At 32.6% G+C, this 23,644-nt stretch carries 20 protein-coding genes; 13 read left to right on the forward strand and 7 right to left on the reverse strand.

What is annotated here, in order from left to right; translation table 11 throughout:
- Positions 1–90 precede the first annotated feature (90 nt).
- Positions 91–1,506 (reverse strand): hypothetical protein, encoded by a 1,416-nt coding sequence (locus MTT09_RS02245; RefSeq protein ID WP_429802330.1) that lies wholly within the window; start codon positions 1,504–1,506, stop codon positions 91–93.
- A gap of 578 nt (positions 1,507–2,084) precedes the next feature.
- Here MTT09_RS02245 and MTT09_RS02250 point away from each other — a divergent pair.
- From MTT09_RS02250 to MTT09_RS02275, 6 genes are all read left to right on the forward strand, one after another.
- A complete protein-coding gene (locus tag MTT09_RS02250) occupies positions 2,085–4,226 on the forward strand; it encodes a tyrosine-type recombinase/integrase (RefSeq protein WP_429802332.1) in 2,142 nt (713 codons plus the stop codon).
- A 138-nt stretch (positions 4,227–4,364) separates the two neighbouring features.
- Positions 4,365–5,564, forward strand: a complete 1,200-nt coding sequence (locus MTT09_RS02255; RefSeq protein WP_429802334.1) for an ATP-binding protein — start codon at positions 4,365–4,367, stop codon at positions 5,562–5,564.
- Between the two features lie 23 nt (positions 5,565–5,587).
- Complete coding sequence (locus MTT09_RS02260) at positions 5,588–7,168, forward strand: DUF4435 domain-containing protein (RefSeq protein WP_429802336.1); 1,581 nt, start codon at positions 5,588–5,590, stop codon at positions 7,166–7,168.
- A gap of 408 nt (positions 7,169–7,576) precedes the next feature.
- The gene (locus MTT09_RS02265; RefSeq protein WP_429802338.1) at positions 7,577–8,758 is read left to right on the forward strand and encodes an ATP-binding protein; all 1,182 of its coding nucleotides are present in this window, start codon (positions 7,577–7,579) and stop codon (positions 8,756–8,758) included.
- A gap of 355 nt (positions 8,759–9,113) precedes the next feature.
- The gene (locus MTT09_RS02270) at positions 9,114–9,443 is read left to right on the forward strand and encodes a type II toxin-antitoxin system RelE/ParE family toxin (RefSeq protein WP_429802340.1); all 330 of its coding nucleotides are present in this window, start codon (positions 9,114–9,116) and stop codon (positions 9,441–9,443) included.
- Positions 9,440–9,724 (forward strand): helix-turn-helix domain-containing protein, encoded by a 285-nt coding sequence (locus MTT09_RS02275; protein ID WP_429802342.1) that lies wholly within the window; start codon positions 9,440–9,442, stop codon positions 9,722–9,724. Before MTT09_RS02270 ends, MTT09_RS02275 begins: the two co-directional genes overlap by 4 nt.
- A gap of 193 nt (positions 9,725–9,917) precedes the next feature.
- Here the strand turns inward: MTT09_RS02275 and MTT09_RS02280 are convergent, their stop codons facing one another.
- The 4 genes from MTT09_RS02280 to MTT09_RS02295 all read right to left on the reverse strand — a co-directional run bounded on the left by MTT09_RS02280 (position 9,918) and on the right by MTT09_RS02295 (position 14,885).
- Complete coding sequence (locus tag MTT09_RS02280) at positions 9,918–11,933, reverse strand: AAA family ATPase (RefSeq protein ID WP_429802344.1); 2,016 nt, start codon at positions 11,931–11,933, stop codon at positions 9,918–9,920.
- Positions 11,934–12,067: 134 nt separating this feature from the next.
- Positions 12,068–13,348 carry a DUF2130 domain-containing protein gene (locus MTT09_RS02285; RefSeq protein ID WP_429802346.1) on the reverse strand — a complete coding sequence of 427 codons (1,281 nt, stop codon included), beginning with the start codon at positions 13,346–13,348 and terminating at the stop codon, positions 12,068–12,070.
- 43 nt (positions 13,349–13,391) lie between these two features.
- Positions 13,392–14,288 carry a hypothetical protein gene (locus MTT09_RS02290; protein ID WP_429802348.1) on the reverse strand — a complete coding sequence of 299 codons (897 nt, stop codon included), beginning with the start codon at positions 14,286–14,288 and terminating at the stop codon, positions 13,392–13,394.
- Positions 14,289–14,297: 9 nt separating this feature from the next.
- Positions 14,298–14,885, reverse strand: a complete 588-nt coding sequence (locus MTT09_RS02295; protein WP_107965041.1) for a hypothetical protein — start codon at positions 14,883–14,885, stop codon at positions 14,298–14,300.
- Positions 14,886–15,031: 146 nt separating this feature from the next.
- Between MTT09_RS02295 and MTT09_RS02300 the strand changes: the two genes are divergently transcribed.
- Positions 15,032–15,817 carry an agmatine deiminase family protein gene (locus tag MTT09_RS02300; protein WP_262368001.1) on the forward strand — a complete coding sequence of 262 codons (786 nt, stop codon included), beginning with the start codon at positions 15,032–15,034 and terminating at the stop codon, positions 15,815–15,817.
- Positions 15,818–15,831: 14 nt separating this feature from the next.
- Here the strand turns inward: MTT09_RS02300 and MTT09_RS02305 are convergent, their stop codons facing one another.
- Positions 15,832–16,596: a hypothetical protein gene (locus tag MTT09_RS02305; protein ID WP_107965039.1), complete on the reverse strand. Its 765-nt coding sequence runs from the start codon at positions 16,594–16,596 to the stop codon at positions 15,832–15,834.
- A gap of 151 nt (positions 16,597–16,747) precedes the next feature.
- Between MTT09_RS02305 and MTT09_RS02310 the strand changes: the two genes are divergently transcribed.
- From MTT09_RS02310 to MTT09_RS02335, 6 genes are all read left to right on the forward strand, one after another.
- On the forward strand, positions 16,748–16,990 hold the full coding sequence (locus MTT09_RS02310) for a hypothetical protein (RefSeq protein ID WP_012001260.1): 243 nt from the start codon (positions 16,748–16,750) through the stop codon (positions 16,988–16,990).
- Complete coding sequence (locus MTT09_RS02315; protein ID WP_012001261.1) at positions 16,987–18,153, forward strand: DNA cytosine methyltransferase; 1,167 nt, start codon at positions 16,987–16,989, stop codon at positions 18,151–18,153. The genes MTT09_RS02310 and MTT09_RS02315 overlap by 4 nt, the downstream gene beginning before the upstream one ends.
- A gap of 9 nt (positions 18,154–18,162) precedes the next feature.
- Positions 18,163–19,632 (forward strand): DNA cytosine methyltransferase, encoded by a 1,470-nt coding sequence (locus tag MTT09_RS02320; RefSeq protein ID WP_107965038.1) that lies wholly within the window; start codon positions 18,163–18,165, stop codon positions 19,630–19,632.
- 73 nt (positions 19,633–19,705) lie between these two features.
- Positions 19,706–20,314, forward strand: a complete 609-nt coding sequence (locus MTT09_RS02325) for a hypothetical protein (RefSeq protein WP_159070954.1) — start codon at positions 19,706–19,708, stop codon at positions 20,312–20,314.
- Positions 20,311–21,549 carry an McrB family protein gene (locus tag MTT09_RS02330; protein ID WP_107965036.1) on the forward strand — a complete coding sequence of 413 codons (1,239 nt, stop codon included), beginning with the start codon at positions 20,311–20,313 and terminating at the stop codon, positions 21,547–21,549. The genes MTT09_RS02325 and MTT09_RS02330 overlap by 4 nt, the downstream gene beginning before the upstream one ends.
- A gap of 46 nt (positions 21,550–21,595) precedes the next feature.
- Positions 21,596–22,810, forward strand: coding sequence for an LlaJI family restriction endonuclease (locus MTT09_RS02335; RefSeq protein WP_193798702.1), 1,215 nt, complete (start codon positions 21,596–21,598; stop codon positions 22,808–22,810).
- A gap of 63 nt (positions 22,811–22,873) precedes the next feature.
- Here the strand turns inward: MTT09_RS02335 and MTT09_RS02340 are convergent, their stop codons facing one another.
- Positions 22,874–23,539 carry a DUF262 domain-containing protein gene (locus tag MTT09_RS02340; protein ID WP_107965035.1) on the reverse strand — a complete coding sequence of 222 codons (666 nt, stop codon included), beginning with the start codon at positions 23,537–23,539 and terminating at the stop codon, positions 22,874–22,876.
- Between the last annotated feature and the right edge of the window lie 105 nt (positions 23,540–23,644).

Below are 23,644 nucleotides of genomic sequence, written 5' to 3' on the forward strand. Positions count from 1 at the left end.
ACATTTTTTGCTTTGTTTGTTTATTTTTAATTTACAATAAATGGATAGCTATATGTGGTATGTATAAGCTATTTTTTACAAAATTTAACTCTACCCCATCTCCATTCCAGCATCATCTTTTGTAAATTTGCTCTTTAGCTCTGGTATCTCATTTACTATCATATCTTTTAGCTCAGGATTGGTGCTTGCTATTTCTATTAAAAGACCTAGGCTTTTGTCATTGAGGTATCTTAGTTCAGTATTTTTACTTTGCAAACTTTCGGTTTTACGTGTTAGAGATTGATTTTCTCTTTCTTTGCTCTTTATCAATGCACTTTGTTCATCTATCTTTATTTGCTGATTGGCATGTGCTTTTAGTCTGTTTTTAAGATGCGTTATCTCTTTGTCTTGCTCAGCTTGGGTCTCTCTTAAACTATCTAGCTCTTTTTCTAGCTGCTCTTTTTCTTTTAAGATTTTTGTGCTTTTCTCTCTATCCTCCTCTATGATTTTATTTTGTTCTGTTACTTGCTCATCAAGAAGCTCTACCTTTTCTTTTAGCTGCTCATCAGATGTGATGGTTATGCTTTCTTGCATTTGTTCAAAAACAGAATTTCTAAGACCTACTATTAAAGCTCTTTTTTCATTTGGCTCTAACCTAAAGTACTCGTCGCCCAACAAAGGCTCTTTCTTTTGCATATACTTATTTGCTTCCGCTTCTATAAGCTTTTGAATTTTCTCTTTTAACTCTTTCTCGCTCTTATATTCACTTGCTATTTTGTGCATTTGGGTTAAATTCTTATGTCTATTTTTACTTGACTTACCACGAAGTACCTGACCTTCAAATGCCTCTGCACCCATATCTTGTAGATCTTTACCAAATTTTGCTGTTTTTGACCTGCCGCTAAATCTCAAATTTGCATGCTTCTCAAAGTTGTAGTTTGTAAAAAAGATATGAAAGTGCTTGGTCTTTTCGTCATTATGCTCAGCCACAAGCAGACACTTTGCGCCATACTTCGCGCAGTATGCGTTTACAAATCTCATTACTCTATCCATATGTATGTTTTCATTTATAAATTTTGACTCTTCGTCGTTTAGCCCTTCTTTTGGCTCCTTCTCTCTGTCTGTACCAAATGTGATGATGACTTCACAAAAACTAGCCATATCTTTGCGCCAAGTTCTACGTATAACTATATCTTTACCTTGTCGTTTTTGTGTGTAGGATTGCTTGCCATAGTCTTCTTTAAAGCTATCCTGAAAGCCTTTAAGTAAATTCTTTACAAAGGCCATATTATGTAGTTCATCATCTTTGCTGTTAGCATCTCTCATATTGCCATTGCCATTAAATTCGCTTAGGAGTTTGTAACGATTAGTAGTGATTGGATTCTTGTTGAGATACTTTATATGCCCAGTTTGATTTTTCTCGCGGCACGCATGCGCAAATCTACCTATAGCTCTACCATATGTTAAAAAATTTGACCTTACGTTCAAAACTAGGTTGTGGCCGTTTATTGTATATGCATTAGCCATGACAAATCACCTCACTACATAAACTTTCTTCCGTGCTAGCGGTGCTAGTTACTATCAATGAAAATTTTTTCATTTTTATCCTTTTTAAAAAAGTATTTATAGTAATTACACCAATTTTGGAAAAAATCTTCGCTAGAAATGCAAATTTTTGTAAAAAAGTTTATTTTTTAAGAAAGAAAAATTAAAAATAGTAAAAGGATAAATGCCAAAAGTGCGTATTTAAGGAAGTCTTGAGATAAAAGCTAGAAGTAAAAATTTAAAGCAAATCTATTTTTTTATGGTATTAAAAGGGCGATGGTTTTATAATCATTGGAATTTTTAAGAGACTGTCCCACTTTAGTAACTAAGTGTTCCACTCTTAAAGGAAATTTTAAAGAAAGGGAAAGAACAAAAGCATCACTGCTAGTGCCTAAAATAGGGTGTTATGGTGTCAAAGGGGAGACTTGAACTCCCGACCTCCGGCTTATGAGGGTTTAAAAATAAACCTTATGTAAGCACCAAAAAGACGGCACACAACCAGTTTTACACTAGGTATCTGCTACATTTTGCTACAAAGTTATATTGCATAGGTAACAAAGATGCAATATCTAGTCAAACGAAATGGCATATACTACTTTAGAGTAGCTATCCCACTATATCTGAGGCCTTATTTTGGCAATAAAACCGAATACATAACCTCCTTCCTCACAAAACGCTTTGATACAGCAAAAAATCGTGCTAAGATCTACTCTATAATTTTTAACGCGATCAAAAAGGCATGGAAGATGAATTTGAGCAGCGAACTTATAGAGCACTTGGTGCTTATGCTTTTAAAAGCCAAGGAGGCCAAAAGTATCAAAGAGCATGATATGCTTGGCAGATATATAAATTTAGATGGGCTACTATCACTAAATTTGTTTTTAAAACAGAGTTTAAAAGAAGATAGCTTACCCAGCTTCATATCAAAAGAGGTCGATGAGATCTGCAAAAAGTTATCTTGCACTGATCCTCACACCAAAAAGCTTCTTGGCAAAAGAGTGCTTGAGGCAACGATAGATAACATAAATCATATATCATATAAGATGTGCAAAAACCAAAAGCTACTAAATGATAAGCAACAAGCATTTGTGCCACTTGGCAAAAAGCATAAGAGCGAAAATTTAGATGATGGTACCAAAGACGAGATAGCAAAATGCGTTAAAGATAGTAACTTGCATAGCTATCAAGACTACATAGAGACTTTAAAAAAGCAGAATTTGGTACTCCCTTTTACTAAAAAGTCCTTAAAACACTCTGTTTGTGAGCTAAGAGATGCCATAAATGAGCTAGCCAAGCAAAAAGGCGCACTCACACAAAACGATATCCTAAGAATATTTGGTTGTGAGTTATCGCCAGATGGAGATAACGAGCTAAGCGATGATCTAAAATTTGGATATGGAAATTTAAATGATCCTACCTTTGGCGGTCAGGTAAAGCTATACAAGGCAGATAAATATGAAGATAAAGGCATAGTTTTAAGTGACATTGAGACTAAAGATCTTGCGATAGATGACACAAGTGATGCTAGTGGCATGACTTTCAATGAAGCTATAAATTTCTTTCAAAAGCTCTTCTCAAATAGAGCTAAAAGCTTTAAATCACAACTAGTCTCATCTACTAAAAGCGAGAGCAAAGCTGGCATGGTCACGCTAAAGAGTGCTTTTGAAAACTATGTATCAAACACGAGTATTTCAAATAATTGGAGTGATAGCACATTTGGCCTTGTTAGACATGTAGGACGGCTAATGTCTATGAAATTTGGCGATGATCTAGATATCAAAAAGATAAAAAGAGATGACTTGCTAAATTTCAGAAATATCTTGCTACAACTACCAACCAAACTCTCTCAAAATAGTCTCTATAAAGATAAAAGCTTAGATGAGATCATGGCTTTAGCAAAAGATAGACCAAAAATTTCTAAATCAACCATCAAGAAGTATATTGTTAGAGTTAGTGAGTTTTTTAAATACTACTACGATAGCGACTATATAGATAAGAACCCAGCTATAGATATGCAAATAAGTATAAACCAAGATGACGTTACAAATAAAAACCCTTATGAAGATAGTGACGTAAACGCACTTTTGGATATTGTTAGTAAGATTAGATCAAGTGGTGATACTAAAAGCCAAAGGATTAGCAAAGATGAGCTATTTTTCATTACTCATATAGCAGCTTACTCTGGCATGAGACTAAATGAGATAATACAGCTAAACACAGGTGACATAGTCGAAAAATATAACATAGTATGCTTTAGTTTAAATACAAAAATAGATGTAAAAACTGGTAAGAGCAAGACTTTAAAGACTAGAAACTCTGTAAGGATAGTGCCTATCCACTCTAAGCTAAGTAGGATTGGGCTGTTTGAATTTATAGAGAGTAAAAAGAAGCTAGCTAGGAAATGCGACAAGGCAGTTAGGCTATTTAGCTGTGATAATAAAGACTTCTCTGAGTATTTTAGAAAGAAGATCAATACTCAAGTTATAAAAGATGGTGATAAAACAAGGACATTTCACTCATTTAGACACACATTCATAAACAAGCTCATTCAAAGTGGCCAAAGAGTTGAGCATATAGCTGCTCTAGTAGGGCATGAACAACAATATAAGATTACTATGAATACTTATGGTGAACCAGTAACTCCTAAAATTCTAAAGGATCTAGTTGAAGAGGTAAATTTTTATCAAGGAGGGGAAGGGTGATTACTTTTTATTGTAAATGTATATAGCCATTTACAATAAAGAAGAGTTTTTATGCTTTTTAAGATCAACTATACTTGTATCCTATCCCATATCTTTTTATGATATAATTGTATTGCATTACATAATAAAAGGGATAATATGTTAAATCAACTTTTTTTAAAAAGCAATGACCTTATAAGATTAAACAATCATAAATTTAAAAGATATTTTATAGATTCTAAGGACTTATCTCATAGGCTTATCGTTATTCTGGGACAAAGAGGAATAGGTAAAACAACTACACTAGCTCAGCTAGCTAGTAAAAACAAAGATAGTCTTTACCTAAGCCTAGATGATATAGAGATATCAAACGATATAACCTCGATTATAAGAGAGTTTGTATTAAATGGTGGAAAGCATCTATACCTAGATGAAATTCATAAGAGTAAAGATATATCGGCCGTATTAAAATTTGCCTATGATAATTTTAAAGAGTTAAACATAGTAGCCACAGGCTCGTCTGCTCTTGAAGTGCTAAAAAGCTCTCATGATCTAAGCAGAAGGGCAATCGTATATAAGATGAATGGAATGAGTTTTAGGGAATATCTAGGGCTAAGATATGGTATAAATTTAGAAGCGATTGAGCTTGAAAATTTACTTGCAAACCATCAGGAGATGGCTGTTGATATTATTAATACTTTAAAACGAAAAGATCTAGCAGTTATTAAACTTTTTAGAGAATATCTAAAGGCGGGTTACTACCCATACTATAATGATATGCCAAATGATACTGCCTTTTATCAGACCCTAAGACAAAGCATAGAAGCAACAATAGATAGCGATCTTTTAAGTATATATCCAAATTTAAACGGCAACACAGCAAGAAAGCTAAAGATCTTAACTCATGCCATAAGCACAAACGTCCCATACCAGCCAAACTACTCAAACCTAAAATCGCTTGTTGATATAAGAGATGATAGGACGTTAAAAGAGTATCTTGCTATGCTTGATAGCGCTGGACTTATAAGGCTTTTAATGAAAAACGAGTTAGCTATAAAAAATATGGATAAGGCAGACAAAATTTACCTTGAAAATACGAATTTAATGTATATAAATAGCCCTGATATAGGAAATGTGAGAGAGACGTTCTTTGCCAATCAGCTTGGAAATATCACTGAAATTTACTCAGGCAAAAATGGTGACTTTATGGTTGGTAATAATTTTACCTTTGAAATAGGTGGAGCCAAAAAGAGCTTTGAGCAGATAAAAGATATGCCAAATTCTTTTATAGCAGCAGATGATATTGAAGTTGGTGTCGGAAGTAAGATGCCATTATGGCTGTTTGGGTTTTTGTATTAATAATTTAAAACTAGGAGTATGTTGTGTTTGAATATAAAATACCAAAAGAAGATGGTGGATTTGATCTAAGATCAATAGAAAGTAATAGTGTAATAATTATAGGTGCCAATGGTTCTGGCAAAAGTAGACTTGGAGCATGGATGGAGCAGCAGGATCTAGATAAAATTCACAGAATAGGTGGTCAAAGAAAATTAAATTTTCATGAGGAGGTCCCTTTAAAAAGTGAAAAGGCTTCGATTAATGGTTTCATGTATGCATATGAAGATGCATCCGATAACTACTCGTTGAATAAAAATTTTCGTTGGTCGGATGGTAAAGAATATGTGACAAAACTTATTGATGATTTTGATTATGTATTATCTGCTTTATTGGCCAATAAAAATACTACTAATTCAAAGTTTGTTGAAAACTGTAAAAAAGCTGAATGTGAAGGCAAAGAAAAACCAAATGTTCCACTTAATTCACTAGATAAATTAAAGTCTATTTGGAGGGCCATTTTCCCACATAGAGCCATTATAGAAGAGGATAGCAAGTTTTATGCTATTTGTAATTGTAATGGTGAAAAATATTCTGCAACGCAGATGAGCGATGGTGAACGTTCGGTACTTTATTTGGCAGCACAGGTTTTATGCATACCAGAAAATAAAACTATAATAATAGATGAGCCAGAGTTGCACTTGCATGGTTCAATAATGAATAAGCTTTGGAGTGAGTTAGAAAAAATTAGAAACGATTGTTTATTTATATACATAACTCATGACACAAAATTTGCAGCCAATCACTCAGGATCAGACATTGTCTGGGTAAAAGAATATAACAGTGGGATGTGGAAATATGAGTACGTAAATGACGATATATTTCCAGAGGATATGCTTTTTGATATATTAGGAAGCAGAAAAAGAATAATTTTTGTAGAAGGAAATGGTAATAGTTTAGACGCGCGTTTATACGCATTAATCTACAATAATTGTAAAATAATACCTTGCGGAAGTTGTGAAAAGGTTATTGAATACACAAAAGCTTTTAATGCCATAAAGAATATGCACGATAACGAAGCGTTTGGTTTAATAGATAGAGATTTTAGGTCAGAATACGAGATATCTAAATATAAAAAAGATAATGTATTTGCAATAGAAGTTGCGGAAGTTGAGAACTTGTTTATAGCGAAAGAGCTTATAGAATTTATGTCAAACAAAATGGCATGCGATAAATTTGACTTTATAGAATTAGAAAGACAAATTAGAGATAGATTTTTAAAACAAAAACAGCAACAGATCAATAATGCAGTTATTTCGGAATTAAAATATCAACTATCTATGCTAGAAATATGTGATTTGCTAACAATATACGAAGACATACGTACAAAAATTAAAATATATGATATACAAAAAGAAAAATTAACAATATATGATAATGCTAAAGACTATGTAGAAATATTAAAAATTTTCAATGAAAAAGGAATTGTAGAAAGCGTAGGGCATTATTTCAATTTAAAAAATAAAGAATACTGCAATCAAGTGTTGCGCTTCCTGGAGAGAGAAGATAAAAATACGGTAGTTAAAATTTTTTCTAACTATTTGCCCAGAGATATTGATTTAAGCTGATTTTTCATTACGGTTTTTTCGCATCTCACAAGCAAGATGGCTTTATTGTAGAAAAGTAAGACCAAATAAGATTTTACTTTTTATTAGCACCAATCAGCATATCAAATAAATTCACAAATATAAGAATATTCTATTATAATCCTAAATATTCAAGGATTATAATATAAGTATTTAAAATAAACCCGTAGATAATGACAGAAAAAGAAGTATATCTAAAGTTTCATAGTGGCTTTAATAAACCGACATATAAAATAATTGTCGTCCAACTTCAAGTTTGCTAAACTACATAAATTTTTGAAAATACTATATGAAAGTATAATCGTTTATAGACATTGACAATTAAAAAATTTCATGTTAGTATGCCTCAATATTGTTTACGTTTATAGACAATTACATAAAGGAATAAAAATGTTAAATTTAATAGAGCAGTATCAAGAAAGATTTCTTAAAAATTTTAATACAACATACAAGCGTTATTTATACAATGAAATAAATTTTAGTGAGAAGCTTATCGGTATAGTGGGAGCTCGTGGCACTGGTAAGACTACAATGCTATTTCAAAAGCTGCTTGAATTAAAAGCTCAAAATAAAAAGGCTCTATACATAAGTCTTGATTATCCATTTTTGGGTTCTACCAGTCTTAGCGAACTTGCTTTTGAATTTGTAGATAATGGTGGCGAATATCTGTTACTAGATGAAGTTCATAAATACGAAGATTTTGCTGCACATCTAAAAACCATATATGACATGAGCCCTTTAAATGTAATTTTTACGGGCTCATCGGCGGTAAGCATACTAAATGCAAAGAGCGATTTATCGCGTAGAGTTAGCGTATTTAGCCTAGAGGGGCTTAGTTTTAGAGAGTTTTTAGAGCTTGAAAACAGTATGACGATAGATAAATTTGCCCTAGAAACAATACTAAAAGACCACCAGGCAATAGCAAATGACTTAAAAATAAAGCAAAATCTATTTAAAAAATATCTCAAATTTGGCTACTACCCATTCTACTTTAATAAGCAAAGCTCATACTACGAAAGCTTGCTAAATACTATTAATTTAAGTATAGACGTAGATCTAACGTCTCTTGGGTTAGTTGAGCAAAAATATACATATAAGCTTAAAAAACTGCTTGAAGTAGTTTGCCAAAGCGAGCCATTTGAGGTGAATTATACTAAAATTGCGGCTCTTGCCGAGATAAGTAGAGCCAAACTGTATGATTATATTGCCTATTTAAACGATGCAAGGCTAGTAAGCATGATAGATGAGCAAAGCAGAGGACTTAGTAAGCTAGTAAAGCCGGCAAAAATATATATGAATAATACAAATTTAATTTACGCTTACAGTGGCGATTGTAAGGCTGGCACAATAAGAGAGACTTTTTTTGCTAATCAGCTAAAAGCTATGCATAGGTTAAATATCTCAAAAAAAGGCGACTTTATAGTGGATGATAAATTTACATTTGAAATAGGCGGAGCAAAAAAGAGCTTTGAGCAGATAAAAGATATGCCAGATTCATTTATAGCAGCAGATGATATTGAAGTAGGGGCCGGAAGTAAGATACCATTATGGTTGTTTGGGTTTTTGTATTAGTATTTATATATGAGTAAGATAAACCAAATAGAACATTGCCTAAAGGATAGAGGTATATTTTTGTAGAATGAGAAAAACAAAAATTGGATAGTGTCTAAAATTTCAAAATATTTGAAAAACTGGTTTAACGAAGAAAAATCGGTATTAGTTTTTTAAAATAAAAATTATTCTAGCTAGTAATTGTGATATTAAACCTAACAAAGAACGCTGTAAGCACTTACGATGAGCCGTAACTCCGAAAATTATAAAGGATCTAGTTGAAGAGGTAAATTTTGATCAAGGAGGGAAAAGGGTAGGCGTTCTTAAAAGTTATCATATTTGACAATAAGTTATCAAAAATGATAATATAGCCGACATGAAAGAGCAATTATGGAAAATCACATTTTATGATAAGAGCGTTGAAGACGAGACACTATCTTTGCCAGATACTATTTTGGCTAATTTACTTCGCATACTTGAAATGGCTAGGGAGGTTGGACCAAATTTAGGCAGACCTCATAGCGCACCTCTTGGCGATGGACTATTTGAGTTTAGGGCAAAAGGCAAAGAAGGTATTGCAAGAAGTGTCTTTGTAAATGTCGTAAATAGAGAAATAGTGATTTTACATACGCTCATTAAAAAATCAGACGCTATCCCTAAAAAAGATATGAGGATCATCATACAAAGAGCAAAGGAGATAAAATGAGACCAACATTTGAAGATTTTAAAGCAAAAGCACTAGAAAAAGATGAAGTAAAAAAAGAATACGATAGACTTGAAGTTGAATTTGATTTAAAGTTAAAGCTTATAAAGATCAGAAAAGCCGCAAATCTAACTCAAGAGGAGATAGCTAGTAGAATGAATACTAGTAAAAGCAACATCTCAAGACTAGAGAGCCTAAACTCTAAAATTTCACCAACAATCTCTACTTTAAATGCCTATGCTAATGCTGCGGGATATAAGCTTGACGTTAATTTTGTGCAATAGTTTTTAAGATTTCATCATATATTCTTTAACTTATTTTAAATGGATCAATAGAAAATAAAAAGCATAATTTATAACCAGCTCACTATTCGCATACATGTGATATCATCTATCAAAAAGTCATATTTTATTCCATCTGGGCGAGGATACTTTTTGTCTGACAAGTCAGACAAAAATACCTCGTTAGGGATAGTCCCTAAAACCCTATTTTCACACTCTTTTCTTCATTTTTTAGTGCAACTTCTAGCTCAAGTCTATGACAAAAGTCGTCGCCATTTTTTATAGGTCTAAATTTAGCTTGTCTTCTCACACTGGCAAAGTCTCCAGGCGCTAGCAAGCCAAGATTTGAGACCTTTTTGCTTGCGTTTTCGTCAAATTTGACTTTTAGCAGCGCACACTCTTTTTTAAACAAATTTCTTGCTTGCTCTGGCAGCAAGTATCCGAACTCAAGCTTTAGATCAAATCTTCTAAGACAGGCCTTATCAAGATTATCTATCAAATTTGTCGTGGCAATAAATATGCCATCAAAGCTCTCCATCTGTACTAGCATCTCATTCACTTGGGTTACCTCCCAGCTTCTTGCAGCCATACTTCTATCTTGCAAAAAGCTATCTACTTCGTCAAAGACTAGCACAGCATGTTTTTCTTTGGCTTCTTTGAAGGCTAATGCTATATTTTTCTCAGTCCATCCTACAAACATAGATAAAAGATCGCTTCCTTTTTTAATAATGATTGGCTTTTTAAGACTTTTAGCGATAAATTTAGCGTAAGCACTTTTGCCAGTTCCAGGCACACCATAAAGACAAATTCTAGCATTTTTGCTTATTTTTATGCCTTGCATTAGCTCGTTTAGATCGCAGTCTGAGTTTACAAAATTTGGATCGTAGCTACTTGGCAGATCATCTCTTGGATTGTAATCTCTTATCTCTTCGTAGCCTTGTGCTTTTAAAGTGTTGTTTATTACTCGCTCAAAGGCTTTATTTTTGTCCTTTGTGTTTAAATTTGAGACTACTACGCTCGCATTGCTGATGAGTGCTGGAGCAATAAAGTCATTTTTGGCCAGCTTTTTTATGAGCTTATTATCTATCAAATTTTCACTATATTTTTTTATGATCTTTGCTCTTACATCTTCAGTTGGTATGCCTATCTCTATAGCTAGGCTAAACCTTCTAACTACTGCTTCATCCATATCAAAAATGTTATTTGTTATCCAGATAGTTGGCACTTCGTTAGTCTCAAGAGATCTATTTATAAAGGCTTTACCATACTGTCTTTTTTCGTCATTATTTGTGTTAAATATATCCTCTGCTTCGTCATACATCAATAAATTTGATCCAGCGGATAATATATTTTGTGCAAGGCAATACGATCTTAGTCTTTGACACTCATTTGCATATCCATCTCCGTCATCATAAGCTACTTCATAAAGCTTCAAATTTAGCTCACTAGCTATCACTTTGCTAAGCTCTGTTTTGCCAGTTCCTGCTGAGCCATATAAGAGCACGTTTACTCCTTTTTGTTTTTTACTAACGACACTTTTTAAAAACGAAAGTAAGATTTTCACATCTTCTTTTATGTGTGGGTAGTTTTTTGTGGTCAAATTTGTCTTGCTACATGGCTTTATCGAGCTTTCAAATATCTCGTCCATGCTTTCGCATTTAACAAACAAATCACACATAAAGTTATTGTTTATGACATCGATTTTAAATTTTAGGTTATGCACATTATTTTCTAGCTTTATAATCGAAGTCTTGGCAAAGATTCCATCTTTTCTAAAGGCTTTTTGAACATCGCCGAAACGTAAATTTAGTATCTTTGAGATGACTTTTGTGGCTTGTATGTTGTTTAGATCTCCTAGTAAACTGCAAGCATTAGATATCACTTCGTAGTTGTACATGATCGCAACAAATCTCAAAATATCTCTCTCGGCACTATTTAGACCTAAATTTGCTTGAAGTAAATTTAGGTTGTGTTCAAGATCTTTTAGCTTGCATGAAATTTGACTTTTTTCAAGAATTTCAAGTTTGTTTTTAAGATTTTGGATCTCTTCTTTTTTGGGCTCTTTTGACTCGATACCCAAAAACTCTAAAACATCGTCATATCCGCTTCTTAGCAATTCTCTTTCTCCTCCGAGATTAAAAATAGCACGAAGTGTCCAAAGTGTTGCAAGCTCATATATCTCGCTATCTACGTAAAAAATCTCTTTTTCCACGACAAGCTCCTTTTGTTTTTGTTTGAAGCTATTTTACTCGGCATAAAAGACATTTTTATGTCCATAATTATAAAAATTTGAGAAATTTGTTGTGAAAGGTGAATTTATAAAGAGCGTTTTGAAACGCTCTTTATTTACTCCTGCGTATCGCCACTATATGGCAGCTCCAGAGCTTTTATATTTGCCACTGCATTTCCAGCGATACCTTTTATAGAGCTATACATATTTATAGTATTATCTAGCACCTTTTCGATCTGCTTTTCCCTTTGCTTCCAGATCTTTTGCATCGCGCGCTTTTCACTATCTAGGTCGCTTTGCATGGTTGAAAATGCCTCTACTATCGCTTCTATTTGCATTTTAAATTCATTGCTGGTTAAAAAGTGGTAGAGCAAGCTCATCTTGTCGCTTTTGTTCTCTTGCGCGATCAAGACGTGGTGTATCCTTATGAGTTGTTCTCTTAAAACAGCGCTTAAGCCTTTAAATTCCTCAAAAGTGCAGACCCAAACTCCTTCATATAGCCCCATCCTTTGCATCTCGCTTGGCATCGCATCAGTGACTATGACGCCGATATCAGCGCCTTTTTCTCTCATGTCAGCCTTAAATTTCTCTATCCAGGACTTTTGAAATTCTTTCGTTCTCTTGCTCTCATAATATATCGTTCCGCAGTTTTGAGATTCCCTTGTATGCACGATCTGCACACAGTCAGCACCTCTTGCACCTTTTTTGATCTCATCAATAGTATCAAATGGAAATTTCTCCCTCAGCCACTCTTCTATCGCGAGCTCCTGCACCTCACCTTGAAGCTGCATGCTGCCTTGCTCGGCCTTTCTTTGGGCTATTTGAAGTTGCTCTTGAAGCTGTTTTAGCTGTTCCTCTTTTTGTCTAAATTTAAGCTCATTTTGCTCGTCTGCAGCCTTTTGTATCTTCTCTTTTTCTTCTTTTAGCTTTTCATTTAATGCTAGCTCAGCCTTTGCGGTTATGGCAGACTCCATCTCCTCTTTTTCCCTTTGAAGCTGCAAAATTTGAGCCTTTGCTACATTTAGCTCTTTTACTTGATTTGACTTCTCTTCAAGCTGTTTTTGCAAGAGTGCCACCGACTCATTTTGCTCATCAAGTATCTCTTTTCTCAGCTCATCTTGAAGTCTTGCTCTTTCCATTTTTAGCTGTATTTGCGTAGCTTTTTTGATCTCTTCCTCAAATTTCTCTTTTTGTTCTTGGAGCTGTTGCTCTTTTGCTCTTAAACTCTCAAAATAAGCCTCCTGCTCCTTTCTTTTGGCCTCAAGCTCAGCTTCAAGCTGCTTTTTTTGGGCTATGTATTCACCTTTATATTTACCTTCTAACTGATGATATAAGGCGTCATTTATATCTATTTCACACCCACAGTTTGGGCACTTTATCGTTGTTTGATTTGTCATTTTTCACCTCCATTTTTTATCTTTATCTTATGCTATTTTTTCTTTAAATTTCATAGTACTCGTCCCAACAAAGCGTCATATCAACAGAACCTATACGCAGTATGTCTTTAATCTTACAGATATGCGTGTTGTTTATAAAAGCTGAAAATAGATAGCAAAAATATGCCTTCTTATCAAAATAGACAGAGCTACCAAAATATTCATTACAGTTTTGCGTCCAACGGCTCTTTTTCTTGCTCATTTCGCCAGGGACGATAGGCTCGTTGATGATAGCTAAGAAATTATCGTCATTTTCATCATAATCTGGATCCTCTTCGCGCAAATAAAAGACCAAACGAAATTCCATAGCATAATCCTCGATAAATCCACCCTCAACCCTTGCTTTTAGCCTGTTTTCAAGCATTTTTGCATCTCTTGTTAGGATATCTTGATAGCTAGCTAGAGCTTTATTTATCTTCTCTATCTGCTCCCACTGATCTTTGTTGGCATCAGAGATGTACTCCTCTCTCTTACTACACTCTAGCTTTTCTAGGCAAAGATCTATAGGCGTATAGTCGTACCATGAGCGAAGCTTACCTTCTATCCTGTCGATAGTTAAAATTTCATCCCAGCCAAGATCCGTATGGTCATATAAGCAGTGGTAAAACCAGCAGTGCCACTCGCTAGACATCTCATGTGTGGGCCAGTTTTCAAATTCGTTTTGATTTTCCGTATAAAAGTAGTCATCTATGTGATTCATGAACTGTCTATATCGCATAAGAAGTTCATCTTTTGAGTAAAAATAGAGTAGAAGGCTGCATTCATGATCCCATGCCTCTTTTACATCTTTTACCGACATATTTATCTGCTTTGCACGTGGCACGATACGGCGCTCAAGGTCATAGAGCCTTTCGTTTATGCTATTTAGCTTTCGCCTTTGCTCATTTGTAAATTGTCCCATTTTTGTCCTTTAAAATTTAATCGTCGCAACTTGTTCGGCGATCTCTTTATCTGTAAAATTTCCGTTTGTATCAAGCGAGTAGTTTTTGCCTAAAAAATAGAGCTTAAAGCCAGTTATAGCTCCAAAAATAGGTAGCGTTTTTGTTTTTTGATAGTAGTTTTTGGTGATCTTTGAGATGACTTTTAGCTGCTCATCTAATGCTTTAAAACAAAGCTTGTTTAAAAACGGCGTTAGGCTGATATACCTTAGGTGTTGCGCCATAGCAAGGGCAAATATAGGCTCGCCCTTACGCCTAAAATCCGTATCTATATAGATATATGAGCCTCTAAATTTTACTCGCTCGTTGTAGAGTTTTTGCACCTCGCTAAGCTCAGCGTCTATGTTAAGAGCAAAGTGCTTGCTAAGAGCTAGGATGAGCGTTTCTGAGCTATGCGCCCAGTCAAAGTGCCCCTTTGTGATAAACTCATCAAGGCTCTTTGCTGCCTCTAAATTTGCAAGTGCTCTTGTGAAATTTTGCTCTCTAACGTAGCCAAGTGCTTTTGAGAGCACCTTTTTGTCGCTGTTTTGTGTGAGAATTTTAAGTTGCTCGTAGATCATTGATTATCCTTTTTTGATTTTTATCGCCGATACATTTTTTGCGATCTGTGAAATTATAGCAACTAGAATGGACAAAAAATGTCTAGAAATTTACTAGTAAAATTTCACAAAAACTATCAAATTTAGGAGCAAATATTCAGCTAACTATCCTACTCTCCGCACTTTTAGCAAAACACCACGTCAAAACAGCCAAAAGCTTGTGCCAGGTATTTGACAAACACTGGGTCAAATACGAGTTTTTAGAGACTAAAGACATTTGGATGAGGGACTTTATGCCGATTTTGCTTGATGATGGACGCCTCATCTCTTACGACTACGATCCAGACTACCTAAAAGATGAAAAATATAGCCATCTAAGAACAAAGATCCAGCCATCAAAAGAGCATATAAATTTAGTCATTGATGGCGGAAATTTCGTAAGACTTGGAGGCAAAGCCATCATGACTGATAAAATTTTTAGAGAAAATCCGTCAAAAACAAAAGCCGAGATCGTGAGAACTATAAAGCAAAAATGTGCATTAAATGAGCTTATTATCATACCAAGACAGCCTTACGATATGCTAGGGCACAGCGATGCCATGGTGAGGTGGATAGATGAAAATAGCGTGTTAGTAAATGACTTTTCAAATGAGAGCAAAAGCTTTAACGATAGGCTTATAAAATCCCTTAAAAAGAGCGGTTTGGATGTGAAATTTATGAAGTATAAAGAGGGATTTTTCACTAAAAAGAGAGACTGGGGCGCTTACTTAAATTTTATTAAAATTAAGGATATTTTAATAGTTCCGATATATGGGATAGATGATGACGATGTTGCGCTGGAGCAGATCAAGAAATTTTATAGCAGCTGCGATGTAGAGACGATAAATTTAAGCGAGATCATAGAGCTTGGCGGAGCGCTACACTGCATAACGGCGGAGAAATTTGGGCGGTAGAGCTACCGCCTTAATTATTTCTCTATATCTGGCTCCATGCTTGTATCAAATTTAGTGTTCCAAATTTCTGGGTCTGGCACGTCTTTTATTTCTTCTTCGCTATACCCAATAGCCTTCAGTCTTTCATTCCAAGTCTTTCTAATACCTTCAGCAATAGGCTTAAATTCTTCTGGTGAAAATTCATCGGTTTTTGCATTATTACACCAGTAGCAAGCCATGCAACAATTCTTTTTGCTATACTCCAAATTTGGTAGCATTCTATCTATCTCTAGCGTATATCCGCGGGTATCGCTTCTTTTGTTGTTTAGCTTGCCATTTTTGCCAAGCTCTTCGATCTGAGCTAGGCTTATACCGCAATATGAGCAAGTTGTTTTGTCAAGTATCTTATTAAAATCTGTTTCAGAAAATTTTCCTTTAAAATCATCTTCATATTCTTTTTCCAGTGCATCTAAAATTTCTGTAAATTCTTTAGATTTTTGAACAAAATATTGTCTTTGTTCTATAATCATAATGCTTAACTCTTTGCCCTTGTGCTTTATTTTACTTTTATCACTATTTATCTCAAGTTGATAGTATTTACTACTATATAAATTTGCTACTTCATTAGTAACCTTAAAATTTTTAAAATCCTTTTTTATAGTTTCAATATTACTCATAATGTAGTAATCATTGCATCCATTTTCATCCAAGTTGTCCCAAGAAAAAGCCTTGTCAAACAAAAATAGCTGAACTTTTGTTTTAAAACTATCTTCCATTTTAGTTTTATATTTCTTTGTCATCTTCCTCTCCTATAAAATTTTCGTTATTGTACCAAATTAGATATGCATTAAATAAAACTAAAAATATATACATTAAAATGTAATACAATTTATGTTTTATGGATTTTTTATGATCTATAATATATAATCCCAAAATAACAAAGGATAAAAAGTGAAATTAGCACAAATTATTCATAAAATCCACAAATTAGTCGAAGCAAATGAGCTTAAAAATATCACCAAGAAAGAGATGGCAAATAGGCTTAATATTTCTGAGCGAACATATATAGAGTGGCTTAGAGAAACAAATAAACCTATTGCTATGAAAGCTGTGCTTGATATGTTGTCGCAACTAAAAAATGATGATATATTGCAAGTTGTTAGAGAATGGAAAAATAGCGAGCAAGCAAAATGAAAAAACACACATTTATAGATTTGTTTGCTGGCGCTGGTGGTATGGCAGAGGGTTTTTACCAGGAAGGATATATGGCCCTTACTCATATAGAGCTTGATAAATATGCTTGTTTAACACTACAAGAAAGAATGAGGCATTATGGGTATCACGAAAATGAGATTAATAAAATAAAGCCAACTGATATAACAGATAAAAATATTATAAGCATTATAGAGAGCAATATTGGCAAAACAAGTGATATAGATGTTATTATAGGAGGGCCACCTTGTCAATCTTTTTCATCACACGGTAAGGCAAGAGATCCATTTAGCATGAAGAAAGATCCAAGGAACTATTTATATGAAAATTACCTAAATATACTAAATTACTTTAAACCAAAATTCTTTGTGTTTGAGAATGTTAGTGGCATATTATCTACGAAAATAAAAGGCAAATCTATAATTAAAGATATATTTGATGGCATGAAAAAAAACTACAATATTATTGAAAACAAAGATATGATTTTATTGAATGCTGTTGATTTTGGGGTTCCGCAAGACAGAAAAAGAATTATTATCATAGGCACAAGAAAAGATTTAAGTATAAATCCTAAAAGTATTTATGATGAGCTTAAAAATATTACAAAGAAACTTAAAAAAACGACAGTAAGAGATGCTATATCTGATTTGCCAAAATTAAAGCCATCTGAGGGAATGCAAACAGTTAATTTTAATCCAACCAATAAATCAAGTTATTTAAAGTTAATTAGGCAAAATAATTATAATCTCTTGCATGGACATATTGCTAGAAATCATAATGAACTAGATAGAAAAAGATACCGCCTTATGGCAAAAAACAAATGGGATTTATCAGATTTATATAAGAATGAGCCTAGCTTAATACATATAAAAAAAAGGTTATTTAATAATAGCTATTGTGTTCAAAATTATGATGCCCCATCAAAAACAATTATTGCTCATTTGTATAAAGATGGTAATCAATTCATCCACCCAGATTATACACAAGAGAGAAGCATTACTCCAAGAGAAGCAGCAAGATTGCAAAGTTTTCCTGATGATTTTGTTTTTCCGTGTTCAATAACACAACAATATAAACAAATAGGTAATGCTGTTCCGCCACTAATGTCAAAATATATAGCTATGGTTTTAAAAAAATATTTATGAGGCTTAACAATGTTTTTTAAAAATGCATCAAATATAAAGACACCTCTTGAAAAAAAGTATTTTTTGGAAAATATTGATTTAATTAATCGTATGATAGAAAAAACCAAAGAATTATATAATTTAAAAACTATAGAATTAAATAGCAGTAAGTTACACAATGAATTAAAGCATATAGGAATTATAAAAAGCGAACAAGAAATTGACATCTTAAAAGAAATTTTAAAAAAAGACTATGATAGATTGATTCTAAATTTATCAATTTATGCAAACAATAAAAAGTTCTTTATAACTACTGTTAATAAATTTTCAAATGAATATAGAAAATCTATACAAGCGAAAAAAACAAGCAAATCGCCTACAATTATTGATTTGTTTTGCGGTGCAGGTGGTTTTAGTTATGGTTTTAGCAAAATGGGCTACAATATATTGTTAGCAAACGATATTGATAAAGATGCTTTAAGAACTTATAGTTTTAATCACCCTGAAATAAATTCATCTCGTATAATTAACGATGATGTAAAATTAATATCTCAAAATATACATAAATATGTAAATTTACAAGTTGATATGATTATAGGTGGTCCGCCTTGCCAATCTTTTAGCAGTGCTAATCAGCAACGAGTTATAGATGACCCTAGAAATGTTTTGTATAAATATTTTGTAAAATTTGTAAATGATTTAAAGCCTAAATTTATAATAATGGAAAATGTAAGAGGTATGCTAAAAGTAGCAAATCAAGTAGTAGAGGATTTTGATAAAATAGGCTACACAGCTAAATATAGGTTATATGATGCGACTAATTTTTCCGTTCCACAAAAAAGAATTAGGCTAATTTATATTGGTATAAATAATGAATATTCAAAAAAACATAATTTAGATGTAGATAAAATTATGAGCGATATTGAAAATGAAACAAAAAAAAATAAAAAATTTATTCTAAAAGATGCACTAGATAATATTGAAAATTTAGTTTGCCCAAGCAAACAAAACCAAACGGAAAGCGATGACGAATCGGGTTCAAAAATTTCTATAAATAAATATAAAAATAATGAGTATTTGAATTTGATAAATAATAATAATATCTATTCGCTTACATACAACCATAAGGCACGATTTCAAAATGAGACAAACTTAAAGATATATTCATTATTAAAGCAGGGGGAGGATTCCACAACCGAAACAATAAAAGATATTATGCCTTATTCCCATAGAAATCACATATTTAAGGATAAATATTTTAAGCTAGTAGAAAATGAACCTAGCAGAACAATTACAGCACATTTAAAAATGGACTGTCACTCGCATATTCACCCAACTCAAATTAGAGCCATTACCCCAAGAGAGGCCGCAAGAATTCAAAGTTTTCCTGATAACTATCTATTTTTTGGACCTTACCTAAAAACCTATATGCAAATAGGTAATGCTGTTCCGCCACTAATGTCAAAAGTATTTGCAAAGGTATTTAAAAAATATTTATAGCAAAATAAGTGTCTTTTTACTACAATACACAAAAAATATACTTATTGGTTAGCTTATGAATACGCACTTTATTATGGCAACAAGGCAATTAACTGGATATTCAGGTAGAGATTTATATATAAATCTTACATCTATAAATGAAATTACAGAACTATTTAATAAAATAAGCAACTCCAGTTCCTTTAATGTTAATAACAAAGAGACAACATATGATGGTGAAACAAAAAGTGCATATTTTCAAATATTTGACCCGATTTTAAATAAGTATTTCGAGGCTCACATAAAAGACAATAGACATAGAGATGGACTATGGTTTAGACTAACCAAATATATTCAGTATCAAAAAATAATTCCAGGACAATTCTTGGTATTAAACATAACTATTAATGAACATAATGCAAAAATATCAATATATGGTTTAGAGTTTTACAGATATGTTATGCAAAAACATAACGATTATTATACTTTGTTGCTGGATATAGATTCTGGCGAAAGCTATGACACAATAGCCGAAAGCTATCTAAGAAATTTTAATATACTAAGGACAGACACAATTGTAAAAAGGGGATACGGTAGTTTTTTTGTATATAAAACTGACCACTATTCAAAAAAATACATTGGTGTTCCATATAACACCAATTTAGAATGTGACGAATTTAACGGGATTGGAGATATAATATGAATACTTGGATTTGCTCATTAAAAGATGACTTAGAAATTAAAGATATAAAAAACTACGAAACCGTTTTGACAGATGATATTATTTTTGGCTATGTACAAACTATCGAAAGCGGAGAGTTTTTTATTATAAAAAAACTTATAAAGAAAGAAAATGGACAATTAGAAAATATTGACATAGAACCGATAAAAATAGATTTGCCATACAGTATTATGTATCGTTGCAAAAGCGGTAAATTTTTATACAAACTACGAGAAAAAGAGATTGATTTTTTACTAGATGAAAGTAGTCACGAAAAAGACAGCAATGATGAAATAGAAATTGATGAAAATTCAAGAGAAAAAGGCGGAGAAAATATAATTTACTATGGTGTGCCAGGTAGTGGTAAAAGTCATACAATAGAAACCGAGCATCCAAAGCATGATTATATTCTTGAAAAATTAGTTTTCCACCCTGACTACTCATATAGTGATTTTGTTGGACAGATAATGCCTGCTTTAAAAGATGATGGTGCTGTAAGTTATGATTTTAAACCCGGACCTTTTACTAAAATTTTAGAAAAAGCTTATAAAAATCCAACCCAGAAGTATCTTTTAGTCATTGATGAAATAAATCGAGGCAACGCACCTGCGATATTTGGCGAAATTTTTCAGTTGCTTGATAGAGACAAGGACGGCAACAGTGTTTATGTTATAAATAATGAAAATATTGCAAAAATAGTTTATGGTAAAAACAATACAGATAAACCTATAAAAATTCCTTCAAATTTATGGATAATCGCCACAATGAATACAAGTGACCAAAATGTCTTTACGCTTGACACCGCATTTCAGCGTAGATTTACTATGAGACTGATTGAAAATTCTTTTAAAAATGCAGCAAAAGAATTTAAAGAGTTGCCTATCCTAGACACAACCATAAATTGGGAAAAATTTTGCACCACTATAAATAGTGTAATTACTGAAAGTGGCGATAATACAAGCTCAATGGAAGATAAGAGGCTAGGTGTGTATTTCCTAACTGAAAATGAGCTAAAAAATAAAGAACTATTTGCATACAAGGTTTTAAAATACCTTTGGGATGATGTTTTTAAATTTGACAAGGGTGCATTCAATAGTAATTTTAAAACGCTAGAAGCTATTATTGTTCATTTTATAAATGATGAAAATAGCGGGGATTTACAATTTGATATTTTTAATGACGAAATTAGAGCAGAACTAGCTAAAAATACGAAATAAAACGAAAAAGACGAAGCAGAGACACAAAATAACATAGATGAAGCAAATAACTAATTTAAAAGAGCATTGCTTTTTGAACAATGCCATAAACGATGACTTTGTTGGCATTAGAAGCAAAAATAATAAGTTGCAAATTTGCTTTCCACTAGGTTTTGATTTAGATGATGAAAATATAAGAGCTGACATTAGAAAGCTCTTATCCGTGCTTTTAAAATTTAATAAATCCCATACCAAAATACACTTTACTGATACTAATAACGATCAAATAGAACAAACCTTTCCAATCATCGCTTATAAAAATGTCATAGAGTATTTTTTGGCCCACAGCTACTACATGGAACGAGAAGCCATTTATCAAACCGCCACAAAAGGTAAGATAAATTTTGCTAGAACAATTAAGAAAAATTGCCCTTTGGTTCAAAAAAATGGTTCTTTCGTTTATACAGAGTTTCAAACCAAGAAAAATCAAACAAATGAAAACGAACTAATTACAGCCATAAATAGATATTGTGTTTATGAAGCTTTTCATAAATTTGGCTTTGTTTATAACTCATTTATGCCACCAAAATTTAATCTACCAACAAGCAAAAATCACTGCCTTTATATTTTACAAAACAAACTAAACAACACTTTTGATGATAAAAAGCGACTGCTTTTTAGCTCTATGAAAGATATGCTTTTACAAAACGACAATGAACTAAAAGAAAATGAGTTTAAATTTGGTACTACTAAATTTTATGCGATTTGGGAAAAAATGATAGATAGCGCATTTGGAATTGCTGATAAGAATATATACTTTCCAAAAACGCAGTGGGAACTAAGATATACAAAAGATAAAGATAATAGCTCATTACAGCCAGATACCATTATGATTTATGACGATAAAATTTATATTTTAGATGCAAAATACTATAAATATGGTGTTAATTTAAAAGGGCTACCACAAAGCAGTGATATAACAAAGCAAGTAGCTTATGGCGAATATACAGCCTATATTATAAAGAGCAAAAACAGTTATGATACAAGCAATATTTACAATGCTTTTTTGATGCCTTACAATAAAAATAATAACAAATTTAGCACCGCAATAAATGGTAAATTTAAGAATATCGGCAAAGCTATAATGGAATGGAAAAATGGCACAAATTATTTAATAGTGCAAGGAATTTTAGTAGATACTAGATTTTTGATTTTTAACTATGACAAGATGAACAACGAGAATAAAAAATTACTAGTTGAGGCTATACAAAATATAATTTAGGTGCGTTTGCTACATAATATCTGTATATTTCCTTTGCTTTTTCTGCGCTCATATTACTAGACTTTATAAGTCTATCAAATATTGCATTTTGATGATATCTATTGACGATAAAACCAGACCTGCAGAGTTTATAGAGTCAAATATCTTTTGTTCGTCTTCATTTTCATCTAAATTTATAACAACCCATAACTTCATCTCTAATATATAGTCCAAGAAACGAACAATATCGCTGCTTTCTAAATTACTATTTTTTAATCTTTCAGAAAAATATTTATAGCAAGCAAGTAATTTACCATCATCTTTTGACTCACATACTTCAGAATAATCTTTAGCATTTATAATGGCCTCAAAAGAAGATCTATTTATATGAGAATGTTTTATTTTTGGATTTTTATATTTTGTGGGCTCTGCGTACAAAAAACCTACATAATCAACAAGTCTATCTTCATCCAATAAATCATAAATAGACTTAACTAAAATAGAAAAAGTCTTTAATCTTTGTTGTCCATCTATTAGGCTTCTACGACTTCCTTCTACCATTGAGCTCGGTAATTGTTTTAATATAATTGAACCAAGAAAATGCAATCTTTGCTCCTTAAAGCCATTAAGAAGATCATTAAAAAGCTGCTCCCACTGAACCTTACTCCAAACATAAGGACGCTGAAAAAATGGAATTTCTATATTATTTTCATCTCGCATAAAACCAAAACTACCCTCCTCTGCATTCACAAGCTCTCTTTTTTAAAAAATTAATTAGCTATATCATTTTTTACAAAGTAAATATGTTAAAGATAACAGACAAAAAATTGTCTTATAAACTCATTACAATTACCA

Source organism: Campylobacter concisus (assembly GCF_050447505.1).
Classification (GTDB): Bacteria; Campylobacterota; Campylobacteria; order Campylobacterales; family Campylobacteraceae; genus Campylobacter_A; species Campylobacter_A concisus_BP.